Here is a 15,915-nt window from a genome sequence, read left to right on the forward strand (position 1 = left end):
TTTCCTTGTTTAATCTAAATTTTGCCCTAACTAGGCCAGGAAAGCTTTCCTGGCTTTTCTACCATAACGAGGTGGAACAAATATGTTAACGGAACAAGCTTCCTCGGGGAAAGGATTGTAAGCACTATGTGGGGTATTGGAGGGAGCGAAATAAACTTTTCCGTATTCAAACTCCTGCTCCTCCTCTCCCACTGTCATAATATATTTACCGATCACACCAATTCCGATTTGTTCATGTTTATGGTTATGAACATTCATTTTTCCTCCTGGTGGAATTTTCGCAATCATGATCTCAAACCAGGAGCCAGTAAAAAAACTAAACGACATTCCCGTTTTAAGTTCTTTTTCATCAGTAGGTTTCATGAAACCAGCATCGTTTTCATTAATTAATCGTTTAATGTCTAAGCCAATCGCTAACTCAGAGGAGCTGTTTTTCGCACTGTGCAAAATATTAGAGCCGACAAAATAAGCATCTTTTAGTGGTTGCAATAGCTTCCTCTGACCATCAACTTCCATTTCAAATACTCCTTGAAGCGAAAGTCCAAATTGAGCTTCGGAATGCTTGTGTGCGCTGAGCTTACAATTTGCCGGGATTGAGGATATCATGACTTTTGTATCGCCACAATAGAATTCGTTGGATACGATTTCAGAATCGATTTTATTCTTCAAAGCGGTAGGAAAATAAATTGACATAAATACTACTCTCCTCTTCCAAAAACTGACCAGCTCATTAAAATTTCCCCGTAAGTTTTAATAAACTCTAGCCCATACTCTGAAACTGCTTGTTCATTAGTTATCGCGAGCTCATCGAATTCCTTGCTTACTAGAATTGCTGCTTGACTAGTAGAACTGACAAGCCGAACTTTGATTTCCTGTGAGCAGGTTTTGGGAAGCAGGTAATCCATTAAGGGTACAGGAGCGGGATGTGTCAGTATCTCCCTATAATCAGAAAAGTTTTTAGTACTTCCCCTTCTGCGCGCTAATCCATACACAGGAGTAGGAAATATGAAGATGCCAAGCAGCCTGATAGCTGGAGACATATAGAAGAGGTTGATATTGTGATATGCATGAGGTACTACTGCAATTTGAATTCTATCTTCGACCAAGGCATCCTTTAGCTCCTCAAAAGTCGGATAAAGAGACACTCTCATTGCTTCTTTTGTGAGAATTCTCGCCTCGTTGAAATACTGAAGTGTCTCATCACTGCTACTACCTTGTGGGCCTAAGGTAGCTGCAGTAAAAATCCTATTGCATTCCTTATATCGTGAATATTCCTCAGTTCCTAGAAAATCGCAGTAAGCCCTGTAGCTATTCTTCTTTTGGTCTTGACAGGTAAGCATTATAAAATGTCCCAAAGAATTTATCTGCTCACTATTTAAATAATCAAGGATCGTGCTAAATCACATTACTCGATTCATTTGAAAATTCCAAAAGTCCATCCATAAATCACAATATTTTTGGCACATGTACTCAATGTCTTTATACTTCTCACACTCCAGAGATTGAGTCGCAATACACCACAAATCAGATGCATGTACGTCATCAGCCGCTTTAGCTTGAGAATCACTGCTCGATCCATGACATGAGTAATATCCAGAATTTACTTGAATTCCCAAAGGCTTGATGCTTTCCCTAAGAGGAGCACTAAATAAAATGACGATTTCTTCTGCTATCGCAAGCAAGCTAACCACTGAAACTAAATCACTGTAAGAATTTTCTAAGTATTCTCTAAGTTGTTTTGAAATCGAGGATGGCACGTATGTTTCACACTCATTCAAACCAATGCCTAATTCACAAAGTAACTCTTCAAACAGCGGATAGTGTGCATTATAAGGACTACCTAAGTAAAGTTCATCCATACTTCCCACGGCAAATCCAAATTCGTCCAAAACATTAAGTGACAGTAAAAAACGAGGAAACATTTTACTGCCCGGCTTTAATTTTGGCTCTAGTTGCCGACATTGAAACTGTGCTGCCAACAATGCATCAGTAAAAATCTGGACAATAGCATGTCGGTAATCCAAGTGGATTAACTTTAATTCCTCCTTCTTGAAACGCGAGGAGTTTAGAGCTTCGATAACGGAGTGAGACGAGATAGGGTGCTTTTTGAGCTGACTTAATAAGTGCTGAGTAAATCTTTCATTCTTCTCCCACGTTGATTTAGGGATCGATTGTTCTATAGCCTGCTTTGCAATGTAACGAGAACTGTACTGATTCATAAACAAAACCAAATCAGATGAAAGACTAAAATTTTAATCCGTCTCGAACAAGCTAAATCTTGGCAAAACAATGCACTCTAAGGATTTCCAAGATTCGGAACTGTAAGCAGGAACTCATTAATACTTTGAGTTATCATACCTATTGCAACTATATTATGGCCCTACATAACTATCTTAAAAGCCAGATTTAGAGGTATACGCCCTTAGTGGTCTAGGAAACTCAGGTGAGTCTTAAATGAGACGATGTGGTATGTAGAAATGTGAGCTGAAATGCCCTAGATTCGTCAGCCAATATCCCAAAATAGGCAAATTGTAGAAATTCCCGTTTTCATGGAGATTACTTGTATATCAAGATTTCCAGGAGTTTTCTACACTATTAAAGGACATGCACCTCACCAGCAGTCGAAGATCCTGCGACTGAGCTTTCTACTGACCATAGGAAAAGAGAGAAGAAAGATTTGTAAAGTACAGAGGCTTTTAGGCTTATGTACTTATGGGGAAAGCACCTCTTAGCTTCAATGGCTAGAGGATAGTAAAAAGAAACAGACCTGTCTGTATTGCTGGAAACATTATTTCTTATGTTGAAAATTTGACTAACTGACAGAAGTGGGGGAAAGCCTTGAAACCTCGTTTGATGACGGGCAAAAGGCGAGCTATGAAATGTCAGCTACCTTGGGCTCTTCCGAGCTTTTGGTGAAGCCGAGAGCTAGTGAGGAAACTGTAGATCGCACCTTTCAGTGATCTGCCGATGGAATGCCTTCAAGCTCTGTTGCCCAGTACAAACCTGCTCTGCTTGGAAAGCTACACCATTGAGTCAGGTGATTGCCTCTTGCTGAATCTTGCCTCTACGCAAACGATAGTCCCCTATCCGATTTCATCGTCTGGGCCGCGATTGGTTGTGATGGCTGTTGAGAAAGCAAAAGCCATCAACGGGATAGCTAGGGGCCGACGTGAAAATCCGCTGGAGCTAGGGTAGCAGTCTATTCCGCTGGGTCTCGGAGGTTGTCGCTACCCTGGCAAACGTAAACTGTAAGGATAAGTACCCCTGTAAGCCCAAGATTCAGCTGGGCCGATGACTCCTGTGCGTTGATGATCAGCGTCGCCATTCTTCACTCAGAAGCTGATCGAGACGCTGTTGAGCTGACTGCCTGACAGAAGTAGGTGAAAGGCTTGAAACCTCGTGACGCGAGGGGAAAAGGGTGAGGTGACATGAGACGCTGAAATTTGCGTCATCTCAGGGTCTGTACCATGTCAGCCACCACCTGCCTCTATGATCAAGTGCTGCCACTGCTGCGTCAATATAGCCATCGCCGTGACCTGCGGCACCTCAAGGCGCTGGCTTGGATGGTGACCGCGCTGGTGTGCAGTGGTCAGTTGAGCCTACCGGAGTGGGAATCGTATGTACCCAGTCGCGCCCGCCAGGCGCAAAGCACCGAACGACGATGGCAGCGCTTCATGGGCAATCGTCGGGTCCGGGTCAAAAGTCTGTACGTGCCGTTGGTGCTAGCGGCCATCCATCGGTGGAAAGGGCGACGACTCTACTTGGCGCTCGATACCACGGTGCTGTGGAATCGCTACTGCATGATTCACTTGTCGGTGACCTGCTGCGGACGAGCGGTGCCCCTGCTGTGGCGGGTTTTGGAGCATTCGAGTGCCACCGTCAGTACGGAGCGATATCTCCCCCTGTTGCGGTTGGCCCATCGGCTGTTGCAGCCCTACCCTGATGTGATGCTGTTAGCCGACCGAGGGTTTGCCAACCATGACCTGCTGGCGTGGTTAAGCCAAAGTCGCTGGCACTATTGTTTGCGCTTACCCAGTGATGTGGTGGTCCATGGCCCCCGCCGTCATCCCATTGAAGTCGGCTATCTGTGGCCCCCCAAGGGCGAAGCCCGTTTCTATGAGGGCATTGGTCTGTGGACGGATGGTCGCTGGCGCTGCAACCTGGTGCTGGCTAACGTCAAAGGCGTCAAGGAGCCCTGGGCTGTCATCACCGATGAGCCGCCGTCCCTCAATACCCTGTGGCAGTATGCCCTTCGGTTTCGAGTCGAGGAGCTTTTCCTCGATTCAAAATCCGGGGTCTTTGAGCTAGAAGCCTCCGGCATTCGCTCGGCTCCAGCCCTCGAACGACTCTATCTCATAGCGGCTGTCGCCATCCTCTATGGCACCACCCAGGGCATGGCCGTTCAGCTCGATGGCCTCCGCACTCAGGTTGACCCTCATTGGACTCGGGGCATCAGTTACCTCAAAATTGGCCTGCGCTGGCTCAAAGGAGCCGTCAACAAAGGGCGTTCGTTGCTCAAACCCATCCCCCTATTCACCGTTGACCCTGAACCCTGCTTTGCCTCTAAAAAAGCTGAAGTCCGGTACTATGAACGCATCTGGTTCTCTAGAATCCAGTCCTTGTGCTGCCAACTACCACCCTGGGAGGCCGTATAAAGATGTGTCAGGCAGTCAGGCTGTTGAGTACCGCCTCGAAGTCAAAGAAGCGCTGAGCAGCCTGGAGTTGGTTAGGGTCATCAGCGATCGCCTTCAACTCGTCAAGCATCGCCAGTAGTCGTGTATGTTCAACCTTCAACGCCTTGAATGCTGAATCATCACCCTGCCCGCCCCCTGCGCGAGCGAGGCGATCAATGGTTGCCGCCTGAGCCGAGATGGTTTGAGCCTGAGTCGAGATCGTCACCGCCTGAGATGAGATCGTCGCCCACACCGGGTCACCCCCGCTTGACCCATTCCCCTGCGGGCTCGGTGTCGGCGTTGACGTTTCGGGAAGAGGATCAGCCACAATCAGTTCTCCTTCGGTATCTATAAAAGGGTGTTCAACGGGTGCATCAATCTCATCAGGCGGCAGGGGAATGGGGCCACTCGCGGCCAGCTTCACCCCCCGCGCCGTGAGCGGCCTCCCATGGCGAGTGAGATAATACTGGTAATAATGCCCCGTCACCGAGGCATTGCCGGTGGTGGTGTCATCTAACAGAACATGGCCGAGGAGATGCTGAGCCAGGCGCTGCTCCGCTATATTGGCCGGGCAGAAGAAGTGGAGGGAGATCGGCACATAGACCGCGCGGCAGCGATGAATAGAGATATTGGTAAACCCCTTCGGCGTTGGCAGTACTTCATCCAGCACCTTGACCACCCGACGATTCACCCGGGCATTGAGCGCCTCCATCCTGGGATCATCCGAAGCGATCCCGTCCAAGTCATGAATGTCAGCGGCAGCCCTGAGCTTTTCCACCGCCAACAAGACATCCTGGGCGGGCACCAACGTCAGCAAGTCATAGGCCGCCTTCGCCGCCTTCTGCTGCCCGGTAAAGCGCAGTAAGTAAGGATGCCCCTGGGGAATCAATTGGGTCATCTCCCCCACCTGGGGTTGGAGTTGCCCGAGACTGACGACCTCCGTATGGCGTCGCCCCGTCACCGCCGCGATCGCAATGATCAAGTCGATCGGGTCATTCGAGGCCAACAGGACGTTGATTTTGCCCATATAGGCATCGAGATCGACCGGCTGGCGATCGTCCTGACGAGCATTGGCATTTTGGGTGGTAGCGGCTCGGAGCTGGGCCTGCACCTCAATGGGGTAGGTGAACCCGTCTAAGGCATAGTGTCGTTCCTCAGAGCCACTGCTGGGCTCCCCTGGCAGCGGATTGCGCTTCGTCCACCGCCGAGGGTACGAGTTTTTGCCATTGAGGGTAATGCGCCCCGCCTCAATCGCGGATTTAATCGCTTTTGTGTAGCGCGGGAAATAGACCGAATTGATACTGCTACGGGGATAAGCCCGCTCCAAAAGCGCCTGCTCCGCTGCACAGAGATGATCGATTGCCGCCTTCGTGTCAGTGCCAAGGGCATTCATCTCCACCAGCTTGGCCACGAGGATAGCGATCAACTCCTCCAGCTCTTTCTTGGTGAGCTTAGTGCGATCGCCCTTTTCGATGCGCTGCTCCATGGCGGCGGTGATTTCGCTGCGGGGCGTGTCGTAGGTGTGAGATAGAGACATGGGAGTAAGGGTAGTTAGCAGTATGTTAGTCAAGCGGTAGCGTGTTGTCGTCTGTAGCGGGTCTGGGTAGGGTTGTTCCAGGCGTTGCGAGAAACTTGGTATAGCTGCCCAGTGGCGACTAGGGCCTGGGAAGGATCTTCACCGAGTTGGTGAGACGGAAACTGAGGCTGTTTCCACTGCCCGAATACTTGGTGAGGGAGCGGTTGTAGTGGGACAGCCTAGAGCGGCGGCAGCATTCCCGTCAGTGGAGGTAGAGGTGTCCACAGCGGTGAATCTGCACGAAGCGATCGATAGTGAGGAATCGGCGACCTAGAAACCCAATTTACTAAGTGACTCAAAGGTTAAATGGGAAATTAGGAAAACAGTAAAATTACCATTTACCTTACAAGGAAGTCATGTAGGCTCTGCCTCTTTACTGATTGCCTCAAAGGTAAAATAGGAAATTAGGAAAACAGGAACATTACCATTTACCCTACAAGGAAAGCCACGTAGACTCTACCCCTACCCCCGCCCCAGCCATAGTAGATCAGACCTTCAAGCGATCGCAGGGATGCGACTCAACCAGCCCATAGCACAGGCCACCAGCTAAATAGGAAAATAGTAAAAAGGGAAATTCACCAAAAGGCCATTTGACCAATCTGCTAAGTGATCATTTAATTGATTAGGAAACCATGGTATTTCTGAGGAAGCTTTTGGTGATGTTCCGATGCAGACCATAACGATCGCGTCCTTCAATGGAGGCCAGGGGAAGAGCAGCACGGTGCTGACCTTGGGGAAGATGCTCTCAGAAGGCTACCGAGTGCTGTTGGTGGACTGTGAGCCGCAGAGTTCGCTGACCTCCTGGCTGCTGGGGAAGTACCTCGACCCCGACTTGAACAGTGTGCGGGAGGTATTGGAGGGCGAAGCCACGATCGCAGAGTCGATGTATCGGCTCTCAGAGACGCTAGCCCTGCTGCCGTCCGACAGTTCATTGCTCAAAGCAGAGGCGACCCTAGCCGCCTCAGGCCGGGGTGCCTACCTGCTGAAGAAACGGCTGAAAGAAGTGGATCAAGACTTTGACTTTTGCCTGATCGATACTCCCCCAGAGCCCATCCAGATTGCCATCTCGGCGCTGGGTGCCGCCAACGGAGTGCTCATCCCAGCCACCGCCGACTTGAAAGGAGTGCAGGCGCTGGGGCGCACCGTGTCTATCCTGAACGAACTGGCCGATGATTTAGACCTAGACATCCCCGTACTGGGGGGTATCCCGTTCAAAGTGCCGATGTACGGCAACAATATGTTGATCGATGCCCGTACCGCGATCGCATCGATGCAGGGGATTGCCGATGCGTGCGGCTTTGAGCTGATGCCAATGGTGATTCGCTCCGACCGATTTGAGCGGGCGCTGACCACCCAGAAGACGTTGGTTGAGGCCGGGGTAGGCAGTCTGGAGCGTCCATTCCAGACCATTGCAGAGAAATTAACCGGAAAAGGAGCGGCAGAATGGCGGACAGTACAGCTACAAACGGCCTAACGAGCCAGAGCTGGGTGCAGACACCCAGCCGCAAGAAGACCCCTCGTGCGGTGTCGTCCCTGCCTGAAGTGGTCGAGGCCGCCGTGCCGGAGGTAGAAGAATTTGAGGTGGCCACCAAGGCACCCAAGCTCGATAAGATGGACGTCACGTTTTACGAGCAGTTGATGGCGCTGTGCGCGGCAGAGGGGATAACCCCCACCACCCTGATGGAGGGAGTGCTGACGGTGCTGGAGGAGCACCCTGAGGTGAAAGGGGATGCGATTCAGGTGGCTAAGGAGCGGCGGCGGCTCAGGATTGAACTGGGCAAGCGACGGCGGATCAAGACTGAAATGCAGAAGATGCAGGGACTCTGACCCCCCTGATCACAGCCCCGCCAGGTTCGTCCTAGCGGGGTTTTGCTTTGCCGCTGCTTCGCTCGACAGACCGAGTCCCCAGGCCGCGCCGATCGCCAACATCTCCTGGCCACCGCCCGCCGCGACTGGCCCACAGGGGGGTAGGCCGATCCAGGGGAAACCGGGTGAGCATCTCAGCGAAGGGAGCCAGCCACAGATCAGCCTTGAAGCTCTAACCCGATTCGAATTCCAGCCAGGCCAACTCCAGCCAGGTGGCGAGCATGACGTTTCTTGTTTGCGAGCTGCTATAGCTACCCTCCAGTGCTGGGGGGAGAATCGGTCTCTCCTTCGGCTACCAGCGTGAGCATATACCTCTTGGCCTCTTGAGGCATTACCTCCAAAAGCTTTTGCAGGGTGTCTACCCTGACGTTAAAGCCATCTTTGAATTGACTCACCCGTTGCATAGATAAGTCTGTTTTACGCGCTAAATCAATTGCCTTGAGATCGAAGCGGTTCAGGGTTTTGTTAAATGCGACGTAGAAATCCATCGATTAAGAGTTTGGTCTGCGGCTTCAGTGTAACGGCTGCGGTCCCCGTCCTAATTTCCTCCAACCCCCCTGCTCTCAGCCCCGCCAGGTTTGCCCTAGCGGGGTTTTGCTTTGCCGCCGCCCCAGGTATTTATCCCTCGAATCTGAACCTAGTCAGCCAGTTGGCCTCCCCTTGGTTGCGTACCTGCTGAAGCTCAGCCTTGTACTGGCTCAGAGAGCAGGGATACCTCCCAGTTTCCCAACAGGTTCGCAGATTTGATTTCCAGCGCTGCTCGAAGAAGTCCTTGGCCTGCTTCAGAGCGAAGTATTGATGGTCATTCGCTTCAAACGTGGTGTTGCTCATGGTGCTTTTGGATGGGTAAGTAGGTCGAGGGGGATGCGATCGCGCAGGCCCCAGGGGGAGGGTTGCCCCAGGAGCGGGGGAGGTGGGCTAGGAGAGTTGTGCGAGAAGGTCAGCGGGGAGGACGGGGGCCAGGGCTGCGCGGATATCGCCGTTACGCATGTGTTTCTTGTGACCTCTAGAGTGCCGCCATTGGAGGTTGACGAGGTTGGCGAGAGCGCGGAGTTTGTTGGTAGCGGTGCCGGTGCTGTTGAGGATGGCCTGCACCTGGTCGGGGTGGATGGTGGTGCTGCTAGTGGAGGGGAGGTCAAGCAGGGTAGCAGCGGAATTGACATCGGCCTGGGGCAGGGCAGCGCCGCCATCGAGGGGGTCGATCGCATTGTCAATGCGTAGAGCCAGTGCGTAGGCTTCGGTGGCCCATTGGGCCTCGTAGAAGCGACGAGCGGCCTTGCCTGCTTGGAGGGTATAGAGGCAGGCGAGGAAAGCCAGCCAACCAGCGATCTGGAGCAGGATTGAGAGAGTGTGGTAGACGTCGAGGGCGCGATCGCTTCGCAGTACTTGCCAGGTGTGTCGGGAGGCGTTGGCCAGGATGGAAGGGGCGATCGCGTAGGGGGCCAGCAGGGGGGAAACGAGAGCTTGAGTAGGGTTCATGGGGGATTGCCTGAACGTGAGGGGTGGGGTGCCCTCATAGCGCTGAGGGCAAGCGTTGGGGAGAAGCCGTGGACGGATTCAGCAGGGGGTTGGAGGGGCTGCTGGTAGCGGCTGAGGTATTGCACATCTCTGGGGTCTAGCCCTAGGGCGAGGTGCCGTTTGATCTCGGGTTGGGGGGTGGCGATGGCAGTGGTCATGGGGTGTTTCCCCATTTGGCTGACTACTACATAATATCTTAACTGCAATAAATATGCAATAGCAGTCAAATTGTTTATAGCTAAATCTATTGCAGTTTGTGGGTCTTAGTAAATCTGTCGCGTGCCACGATAAATGTCATCGTTGTGCCACGATAATTGTCATGGGTGCTAGAACGGTTGCCTGCTGGGACATCTATCGATCTTGGGTCTGAGCCAGCGACATGATGATGAGCCGACGTTCAAGGTTGCGATCGCGTCCGTAATGCTTGTCCCGCAGGGGTTTGGGGATTTGATGACAAATAACGTGGCACAAAATTGATGACAAATAATGTGGCACGTGAAAGAGGCTAGTAAGATCGGCAAAACGGTTGTGCTGCGGTGATTTGAGAGCCTTTAGAGAACTCGAATTAAAATTGCAGAGAATGACAAATATCGTGGCACGTGAGACTGGCGAAAAACGTGAACCCCTGGCTCTGCCGCCACTAGAGCGAGAGTCTTTGTCCTTCACTGGAAAAGGTGATCTAATGCGATCGCCGCGCTCAAGGAGAGCGTGTGGATACCCTCTCTGCGCTGGGGGCAGGTGGCGGGCGAGACATGGTGAAAGGTTACAGCAGGGGGTTGGAGGGGCTGCTGAGGGATTGCATGTCCCTGGGAGCTAGCCCTAGGGCGAGGAGGCATTCTACTCCATAACATCAACATCCTGACTTAAACCAGTATTCAATAGCAGCTAGGGTTATTTATAGCTAAATCCATTGCAGTCTATAGGTCTTTGCATATTTATTGTGGCACGAGATAGAGGCGATTAGACGTGGCCGAAACCCTTGTGAGATAAGGGTTTCAAGGCTTTGCCTGAAACCAGGGGCAACGGTGGTCAACGGCCAAATATCGTGGCACATGAGAACGACGAAAAAAAGGAAATTGAAGCGGCGATCGCCCATCCTCATCCCGTCGCGCTTCCTTGTCGTTACCGAAGATCGCGACGACGATAGATAGTTTCGGCAGAGGGATGGTTGTTGGCAGAGACTTGGGATGTAGCCTTAGGCGCATAGGTTGCGACGACATTGACGGGGTAGATGACGCGATCGATTCTTAGAGCCAGTGGCTGCTGCCTCAGCGTCACATTCGGTGTCGTAGCGTCGTGCGGCCCGCCCTGCCTGGACACCCTATAAGCAGGGGGGGAAAGCCAGTCAGCCCGTGCTCTGGAGCATGATTCAGAGAGTGCGGTAGAAGTCGATGGCGCGATCGTTATGCCCAAGGCCTGCCAGGTGTTGCGGGTGGCAGAGACAAGGATGCTAGCGGGCGATTGCATTCATCGTTGTCATAGTGGGCTGCGATCGCCCACTGTGACGACGAACAGCCAGAGCATCGGTGTAGTAGACCCATGCCAGCGCGATCGCCAATCTCTTGAGTGGTGGCCCCCGTAACGCTGTGCAGGGCCATGGGTAGGGTTCTGCTGCTGGAGAGGGTGCGATCGTGGCGTGCGATCGCTGCGCTCAAGGATGGTGTGGGGGTACCTCCCTGCGCTGAGGACTGGCGGTTCGAGCTATTTGATAGAGAAGCTGTAGAAGGCTTCAGCAGGGGGTTGGAGGGGCTGCTGGTGGTTGCTGAGGTATTGCACGTCCCTGGGGTCTAACCCTAGGGTGAGGAGCCGCTTTACATCGGGTTTGGGGGTGGCGATGGTCATGGAGTGTTGCTCCTGTTTGGCTGACTACACACGACGACAAGACTGCAATAAATACAGAATAGTAGTCAGGATAAAGTTTAGCGAGTTACGTTGCAGTCTAGAAGTTGTAAGCGATGATGCAGGGGTGCGATCGCACGTCTTAGGGGCTGAAAGCATTGGAATCTCGTAGAAATTGATTGATACAGATTCCTTATGTCGCCATAGAATATGAGGTTTTATATATTGAATACAGGTATAGAAATAGCATAAAGGATAGGAATATTTTATAGGAGTCGGGGATCACTGGGGATCGGCGCAGGGGTTGAAAGGGCCAAAAGCCTTTATCCATAGGGACTTTGGGGGTTTAAGAGGGTTGCGATCGCATAATGGGGATCACGGCAAAAGGTACAGAAATATAAGAAATAAAGATATAAGAATGGTTTATAGGGGTATAGAGGGTGCAGTCTAGAGTTTTTTGGAATTTGTCGCGTGCCACGATATTTGTCATCGTTGTGCCACGATAATTGTCATGGCGGCTAGAACAGTTGCCTGCTGGGGCTTCCAGCGATTTTGGGGCTGATTCAGCGCCGTGATCGGGGCCGCTGTTCGAGGTTGCGATTGCGCCTGGAGTGCTTGTCCTATAAGGGTTTGGGGATTTGATGACAAATATTGTGGCACGAATTTGATGACAAATATCGTGGCACAAAAAAGGTGCTGGTAAAGAACGGTAAAACGGTTGTGCTGCAATGCTTTGAGAGGGTTTAGAGTAGCAGAATTAAAAGTGCAGAGAATGACAAATATCGTGGCACGTGAGAAAGGTGAAAAAAGTGAACCGGTGACATTGCCGCACCTAGAGACACTGTCCTTAGACGAACGCCGCCGCCTGGAGGTCATTCAAGGCCTAGAACGCTATCGCGGTCAATCCACGTACCGAGAGGTGGAGGCTGCGGCAGCCGCCACTCTGAGCTTGAGCGTGCGCAATCTGAAGCGGTTAGTGCGTCACTATCGCGAACGGGGCATTGAGGGCTTGAAGCGCCAAGTACGCTTCGACGAAGGCAATGTGAGAGTGGACGATAGCTGGCGGGAATTCATCCTTGAGCGCTACCGCAACGGGAACCGAGGCACCCGTAAAACGAGCCGTGCCCAAATCGCCAAACAAGTCGCCAGCCACGCCGCCGCCATCGGTAGCCCCAATTATCCGAGCCGTCGCACGGTATACCGCATCCTGTCGGGTGAGATTAGGCAAGCCGAGCAAAAGCAGAAGCAACGCTCCATCGGCTGGCAGGGAGATACCCTGACGCTGACCGCAAAATCAGGGATTGAGATCGCCGTTGAATACAGCAACCAGGTATGGCAATGCGACCACACACCAGCCGATATTGTGGTCGTCGATAGCCAAGGCGACGTTTTGGGTCGACCGACCTTGACCACCGTCATCGACACCTACTCGCGATGCATCATGGGGATACACCTGGGCCTGGAACCCCCCAGTGCCGCCGTCACCGGCTTAGCCCTGCGCCACGCGATCCTGCCGAAACAGTATCAACGGGGCTACGAACCCGAAGCCCTGTGGGAGAGCTACGGCGTCCCGAAGTACCTGTACACCGACGCCGGTTCCGACTTCACCTCAGCCCACATCGATCAAGTCGCCAGCCGATTAGGCATCGTGCTGTGCCTGCGTCGCCGTCCCGCCGAAGGCGGCATCGTCGAACGGCCCTTCGGCACCCTCAACCGTGAATTCTTCTCCACCCTACCGGGCTATACCACCGCCAACGCCAAGCCCCATCTAGCGTCGATCAACGCAGACGCCTGCCTGAGCCTAGAGCAACTAGAGGGCCTGCTCATCCGCTACATCGTGGATAACTACAACCAGCAACCGGACGCCCGCGATCGCCAACACAGTCGGATAGAGCGGTGGCGCGCCGGACAGATGGCCCAAGGGAAACCCCCAGACGAACGAGAACTGGACTTACTGCTGATGCGCCAACAGCGCCGCCGCATTTACCAGGGCGGGTACCTGCGCTTTGCCAACCTGATTTATCGCGGCGAATACCTATCAGGCCATGCCGGAGCCGACGTCGTCCTCCGCTATGACCCCCGAGACATCACCACCGTCCTGGTGTACCAACCCCAGGGTACGACCGACGTCTTTTTAGCCCGTGCCCACGCCCAAAACCTCGAAACAGAACGCCTCTCGCTAGCCGAAGCCAAAGCCATCAGTCGTCGTTTGCGCGAAGCTCGCACCGAGATTACCAATCAGTCCATCCTCAGCGAGATTCAATCTCGCGTGCAATTCATTGACGAGCTGCTGTCAGCGCCCCCGCTGCCCGCCAACCACGAAGACCTACCGTCCGACGAAGCAAGCGAGCCTGAATCGTCCCCGGCCCCTAAGCCCCTACCCGCCATACGCGTCTACGACTACGAGCAACTGCGTCAATCGCACGGCCTTTAAGCGCCCTCAACATCAACCCCCCCTTCCGGAGCCTCCTATCCCATGTCTCCCTCCCCTGCTGCCGACCCCAATCCTGCGATCGCCGACGTGAATGAGCGAATTCGAGACCTGGGCCGTCGTCGCGTCCTGGAACTGCCCCAGATGTTGGAATTTCATACCTGGCTAGACGGTAAACGCTTAGCCAGACAATCCTGCCGAGTCATCGGGGAATCGCGTACCGGCAAGACCGTGAGCTGTGATACCTACCACCTCAAATCCAAAGTGACCCAGCGACCCGGTGAAGCCCCCCTGATACCAGTGATGTACTGGCACTGTCGTGAGAACCTCTCCGTGAGCAACCTGTTGGTCGGCCTGCTAGAAAGCCTTCAGTATCAAGCCACGCGAGGGCGCATCCCTGAACTCCGGGAGCGGGTCTACCACGTGCTCCGGAGTTGCCAGGTTGAGATGATCATCTTCGACGAAGCCCAACGGGTAACCGCTCAAGCGATGTCTGAAATTAGAGACATATCCGACCTCTTAGAGATTGCCGTCGTGCTAGTGGGCACCGATCGGCTCAACGCCGTCATTCAACGTGATGAACAAGTCCTCTATCGATTTCTATCGGCCTATCGCTTTTCTCGACTCAGCAGTGAAGAACTTCAGGAGATGACCGCCCTCTGGGAAGAGCATGTGCTGCAATTACCCAAACCCTCCAACCTGGCCAACCCGAAAGCCCAGAGCCTGCTGCTCCAGGCCAGCCGAGGCTATATTGGCGTCCTGAATCAAATCCTCTGTGAAGCCGCCATTCGGGCCTTGCAACGCGGTCAGCCACGCATTGAGTTGCCCTTACTGCGACAAGTGGTCAAAGAATGTTCACTGGCGATCAAGTAATGGCCGGAGACCCGTCTTCACCAGCACCAGCAGCAGCACCAGCCTCCGTTACCCCTTGGCTGTTCCAGGTCGAGCCTCATGCTGACGAGAGCTTTGGTCACTTTTTGGGGCGATTTCGTCGAGCCAATCGCCTCAGTAGTGCCCAGTTATCGGCCATGCTGGGACAGCGATCCTATGTCGTCTCCTATTGGGAAAGCCCCTCTCGCCAGCGGCGACCGACCCCCGGTTCTCTTCAGCAGCTCTCCCAGATGAGCGGTGTTGCGATCGCCCGCCTCCATGGGATGTGGTCACCCTCCGACACCCGATTGCATTGGCCCACGCGGTTGTGTCCTGACTGTTACGCCGAAGCCCCCTGGCACAGACTCACCTGGCAATTGAGTGCCCAACCCGATTGCGAAATCCATCAGCGGCGGCGCAGCCGTCCTGGAAGGGCATCCCTATTAGCTCAATGTCCCCGCTGTCATCATGCGTTTCCACTGCCGAGCCATTGGGTCAGCGGCCAGTGTGCTCATTGCCAACTCCCGTTCGCGCAGATGCGGTTTTAGCGAACTGCCACGTACCCGCTCTAGGGTTGAGGTGTCAACTTAATTGACCAGCTAACTTCGCGTCCAGCTACTGGCTCGTGGGTTTGTTGGAACCGCTGCTTCAGCTGCTTCAAGCGTTGTTCCTGTTCGGTAATGTCGCTCGGGTAGTTCCATTGGCCCGGCGTGAGCCGACGAAAGATGACCGCTGACTCGCGCTGGAGTTGGGATGCTGCTTGAGTCGCGCAGGCGTCAAAGAAAGCTGGTTTTAGAGCTTCAATTTGGGTTTCGAGTTGAGCTAACTGAATCCGGAGCGCCACCATTTGATCAATTACATCGCTAGGCTCAGCCGTGGTTCTGGTCATTGATGGCCTAAAGAATTTTGTCGCTCATCATGATAGGAGTGATGCCGTATCCCTCATGCCAGACTGGCTACCAAAGGGTCTACTGCGCGTACCTGGCAGCCTTCAGGGGGAGTTGGTGCGATCGCTCTGTTGTGCCTTGCTGCGATCGCACCCATCGTCGTCATAGTGGGCTGCGATGGGTGCGATCGCTTGAGTCATGGCCCCCGCAACGTTGTGCAGAGCCATTGGTAGGGTTCTGCTGCTGGAGAGGGTG

General features: G+C 53.3%; 16 protein-coding genes. 7 read left to right on the forward strand and 9 right to left on the reverse strand.

All coding sequences use genetic code 11. The annotated features are described in order from the left end of the window. Window positions 1-30: 30 nt before the first annotated feature. From RRF56_RS01955 to RRF56_RS01965, 3 genes are read right to left on the reverse strand one after another with little or no spacing between them, the layout of a single operon-like run. On the reverse strand, window positions 31-693 hold the full coding sequence (locus RRF56_RS01955) for a cupin domain-containing protein (RefSeq protein WP_317033719.1): 663 nt from the start codon (window positions 691-693) through the stop codon (window positions 31-33). Between the two features lie 5 nt (window positions 694-698). After that, window positions 699-1,340 (reverse strand): hypothetical protein, encoded by a 642-nt coding sequence (locus tag RRF56_RS01960; RefSeq protein ID WP_317033720.1) that lies wholly within the window; start codon window positions 1,338-1,340, stop codon window positions 699-701. Window positions 1,341-1,400: 60 nt separating this feature from the next. Then, entirely contained in the window at window positions 1,401-2,219 is an 819-nt protein-coding gene (locus tag RRF56_RS01965; protein ID WP_317033721.1) for a hypothetical protein, read from the reverse strand. A 1,248-nt stretch (window positions 2,220-3,467) separates the two neighbouring features. Between RRF56_RS01965 and RRF56_RS01970 the strand changes: the two genes are divergently transcribed. After that, on the forward strand, window positions 3,468-4,655 hold the full coding sequence (locus RRF56_RS01970; RefSeq protein WP_317033722.1) for a transposase: 1,188 nt from the start codon (window positions 3,468-3,470) through the stop codon (window positions 4,653-4,655). 7 nt (window positions 4,656-4,662) lie between these two features. On the opposite strand, the gene RRF56_RS01975 is transcribed toward RRF56_RS01970, so the two are convergent. Beyond that, window positions 4,663-6,210: a protelomerase family protein gene (locus RRF56_RS01975; protein WP_317033723.1), complete on the reverse strand. Its 1,548-nt coding sequence runs from the start codon at window positions 6,208-6,210 to the stop codon at window positions 4,663-4,665. 706 nt (window positions 6,211-6,916) lie between these two features. On the opposite strand from RRF56_RS01975, the gene RRF56_RS01980 reads away from it, so the two are divergent. After that, window positions 6,917-7,723 carry a ParA family protein gene (locus tag RRF56_RS01980; protein ID WP_317033724.1) on the forward strand — a complete coding sequence of 269 codons (807 nt, stop codon included), beginning with the start codon at window positions 6,917-6,919 and terminating at the stop codon, window positions 7,721-7,723. After that, window positions 7,693-8,076, forward strand: coding sequence for a hypothetical protein (locus RRF56_RS01985; RefSeq protein ID WP_317033725.1), 384 nt, complete (start codon window positions 7,693-7,695; stop codon window positions 8,074-8,076). Before RRF56_RS01980 ends, RRF56_RS01985 begins: the two co-directional genes overlap by 31 nt. Before the next feature lie 290 nt (window positions 8,077-8,366). Here the strand turns inward: RRF56_RS01985 and RRF56_RS01990 are convergent, their stop codons facing one another. The 3 genes from RRF56_RS01990 to RRF56_RS02000 all read right to left on the reverse strand — a co-directional run bounded on the left by RRF56_RS01990 (window position 8,367) and on the right by RRF56_RS02000 (window position 9,791). After that, on the reverse strand, window positions 8,367-8,603 hold the full coding sequence (locus RRF56_RS01990) for a hypothetical protein (protein ID WP_317033726.1): 237 nt from the start codon (window positions 8,601-8,603) through the stop codon (window positions 8,367-8,369). 430 nt (window positions 8,604-9,033) lie between these two features. Next, complete coding sequence (locus RRF56_RS01995; protein WP_317033727.1) at window positions 9,034-9,594, reverse strand: hypothetical protein; 561 nt, start codon at window positions 9,592-9,594, stop codon at window positions 9,034-9,036. Beyond that, entirely contained in the window at window positions 9,591-9,791 is a 201-nt protein-coding gene (locus tag RRF56_RS02000) for a hypothetical protein (RefSeq protein WP_317033372.1), read from the reverse strand. Before RRF56_RS02000 ends, RRF56_RS01995 begins: the two co-directional genes overlap by 4 nt. Before the next feature lie 1,247 nt (window positions 9,792-11,038). Between RRF56_RS02000 and RRF56_RS02005 the strand changes: the two genes are divergently transcribed. Beyond that, a complete protein-coding gene (locus tag RRF56_RS02005) occupies window positions 11,039-11,215 on the forward strand; it encodes a hypothetical protein (protein WP_317033371.1) in 177 nt (58 codons plus the stop codon). Between the two features lie 119 nt (window positions 11,216-11,334). On the opposite strand, the gene RRF56_RS02010 is transcribed toward RRF56_RS02005, so the two are convergent. Next, complete coding sequence (locus tag RRF56_RS02010) at window positions 11,335-11,475, reverse strand: hypothetical protein (protein ID WP_317033370.1); 141 nt, start codon at window positions 11,473-11,475, stop codon at window positions 11,335-11,337. Window positions 11,476-12,289: 814 nt separating this feature from the next. Between RRF56_RS02010 and RRF56_RS02015 the strand changes: the two genes are divergently transcribed. From RRF56_RS02015 to RRF56_RS02025, 3 genes are read left to right on the forward strand one after another with little or no spacing between them, the layout of a single operon-like run. Next, window positions 12,290-13,906: a Mu transposase C-terminal domain-containing protein gene (locus tag RRF56_RS02015; RefSeq protein ID WP_317033369.1), complete on the forward strand. Its 1,617-nt coding sequence runs from the start codon at window positions 12,290-12,292 to the stop codon at window positions 13,904-13,906. 42 nt (window positions 13,907-13,948) lie between these two features. Beyond that, window positions 13,949-14,776: a TniB family NTP-binding protein gene (locus RRF56_RS02020; protein WP_317033368.1), complete on the forward strand. Its 828-nt coding sequence runs from the start codon at window positions 13,949-13,951 to the stop codon at window positions 14,774-14,776. Further along, window positions 14,776-15,321 carry a TniQ family protein gene (locus RRF56_RS02025; RefSeq protein ID WP_317033367.1) on the forward strand — a complete coding sequence of 182 codons (546 nt, stop codon included), beginning with the start codon at window positions 14,776-14,778 and terminating at the stop codon, window positions 15,319-15,321. The genes RRF56_RS02020 and RRF56_RS02025 overlap by 1 nt, the downstream gene beginning before the upstream one ends. Before the next feature lie 20 nt (window positions 15,322-15,341). Here RRF56_RS02025 and RRF56_RS02030 read toward each other — a convergent pair whose 3' ends face one another. After that, window positions 15,342-15,662, reverse strand: coding sequence for a hypothetical protein (locus RRF56_RS02030; protein ID WP_317033366.1), 321 nt, complete (start codon window positions 15,660-15,662; stop codon window positions 15,342-15,344). Window positions 15,663-15,915: the final 253 nt, after the last annotated feature.

It is taken from the genome of Nodosilinea sp. E11, assembly GCF_032813545.1.
Classification (GTDB): domain Bacteria; phylum Cyanobacteriota; class Cyanobacteriia; order Phormidesmidales; family Phormidesmidaceae; genus Nodosilinea.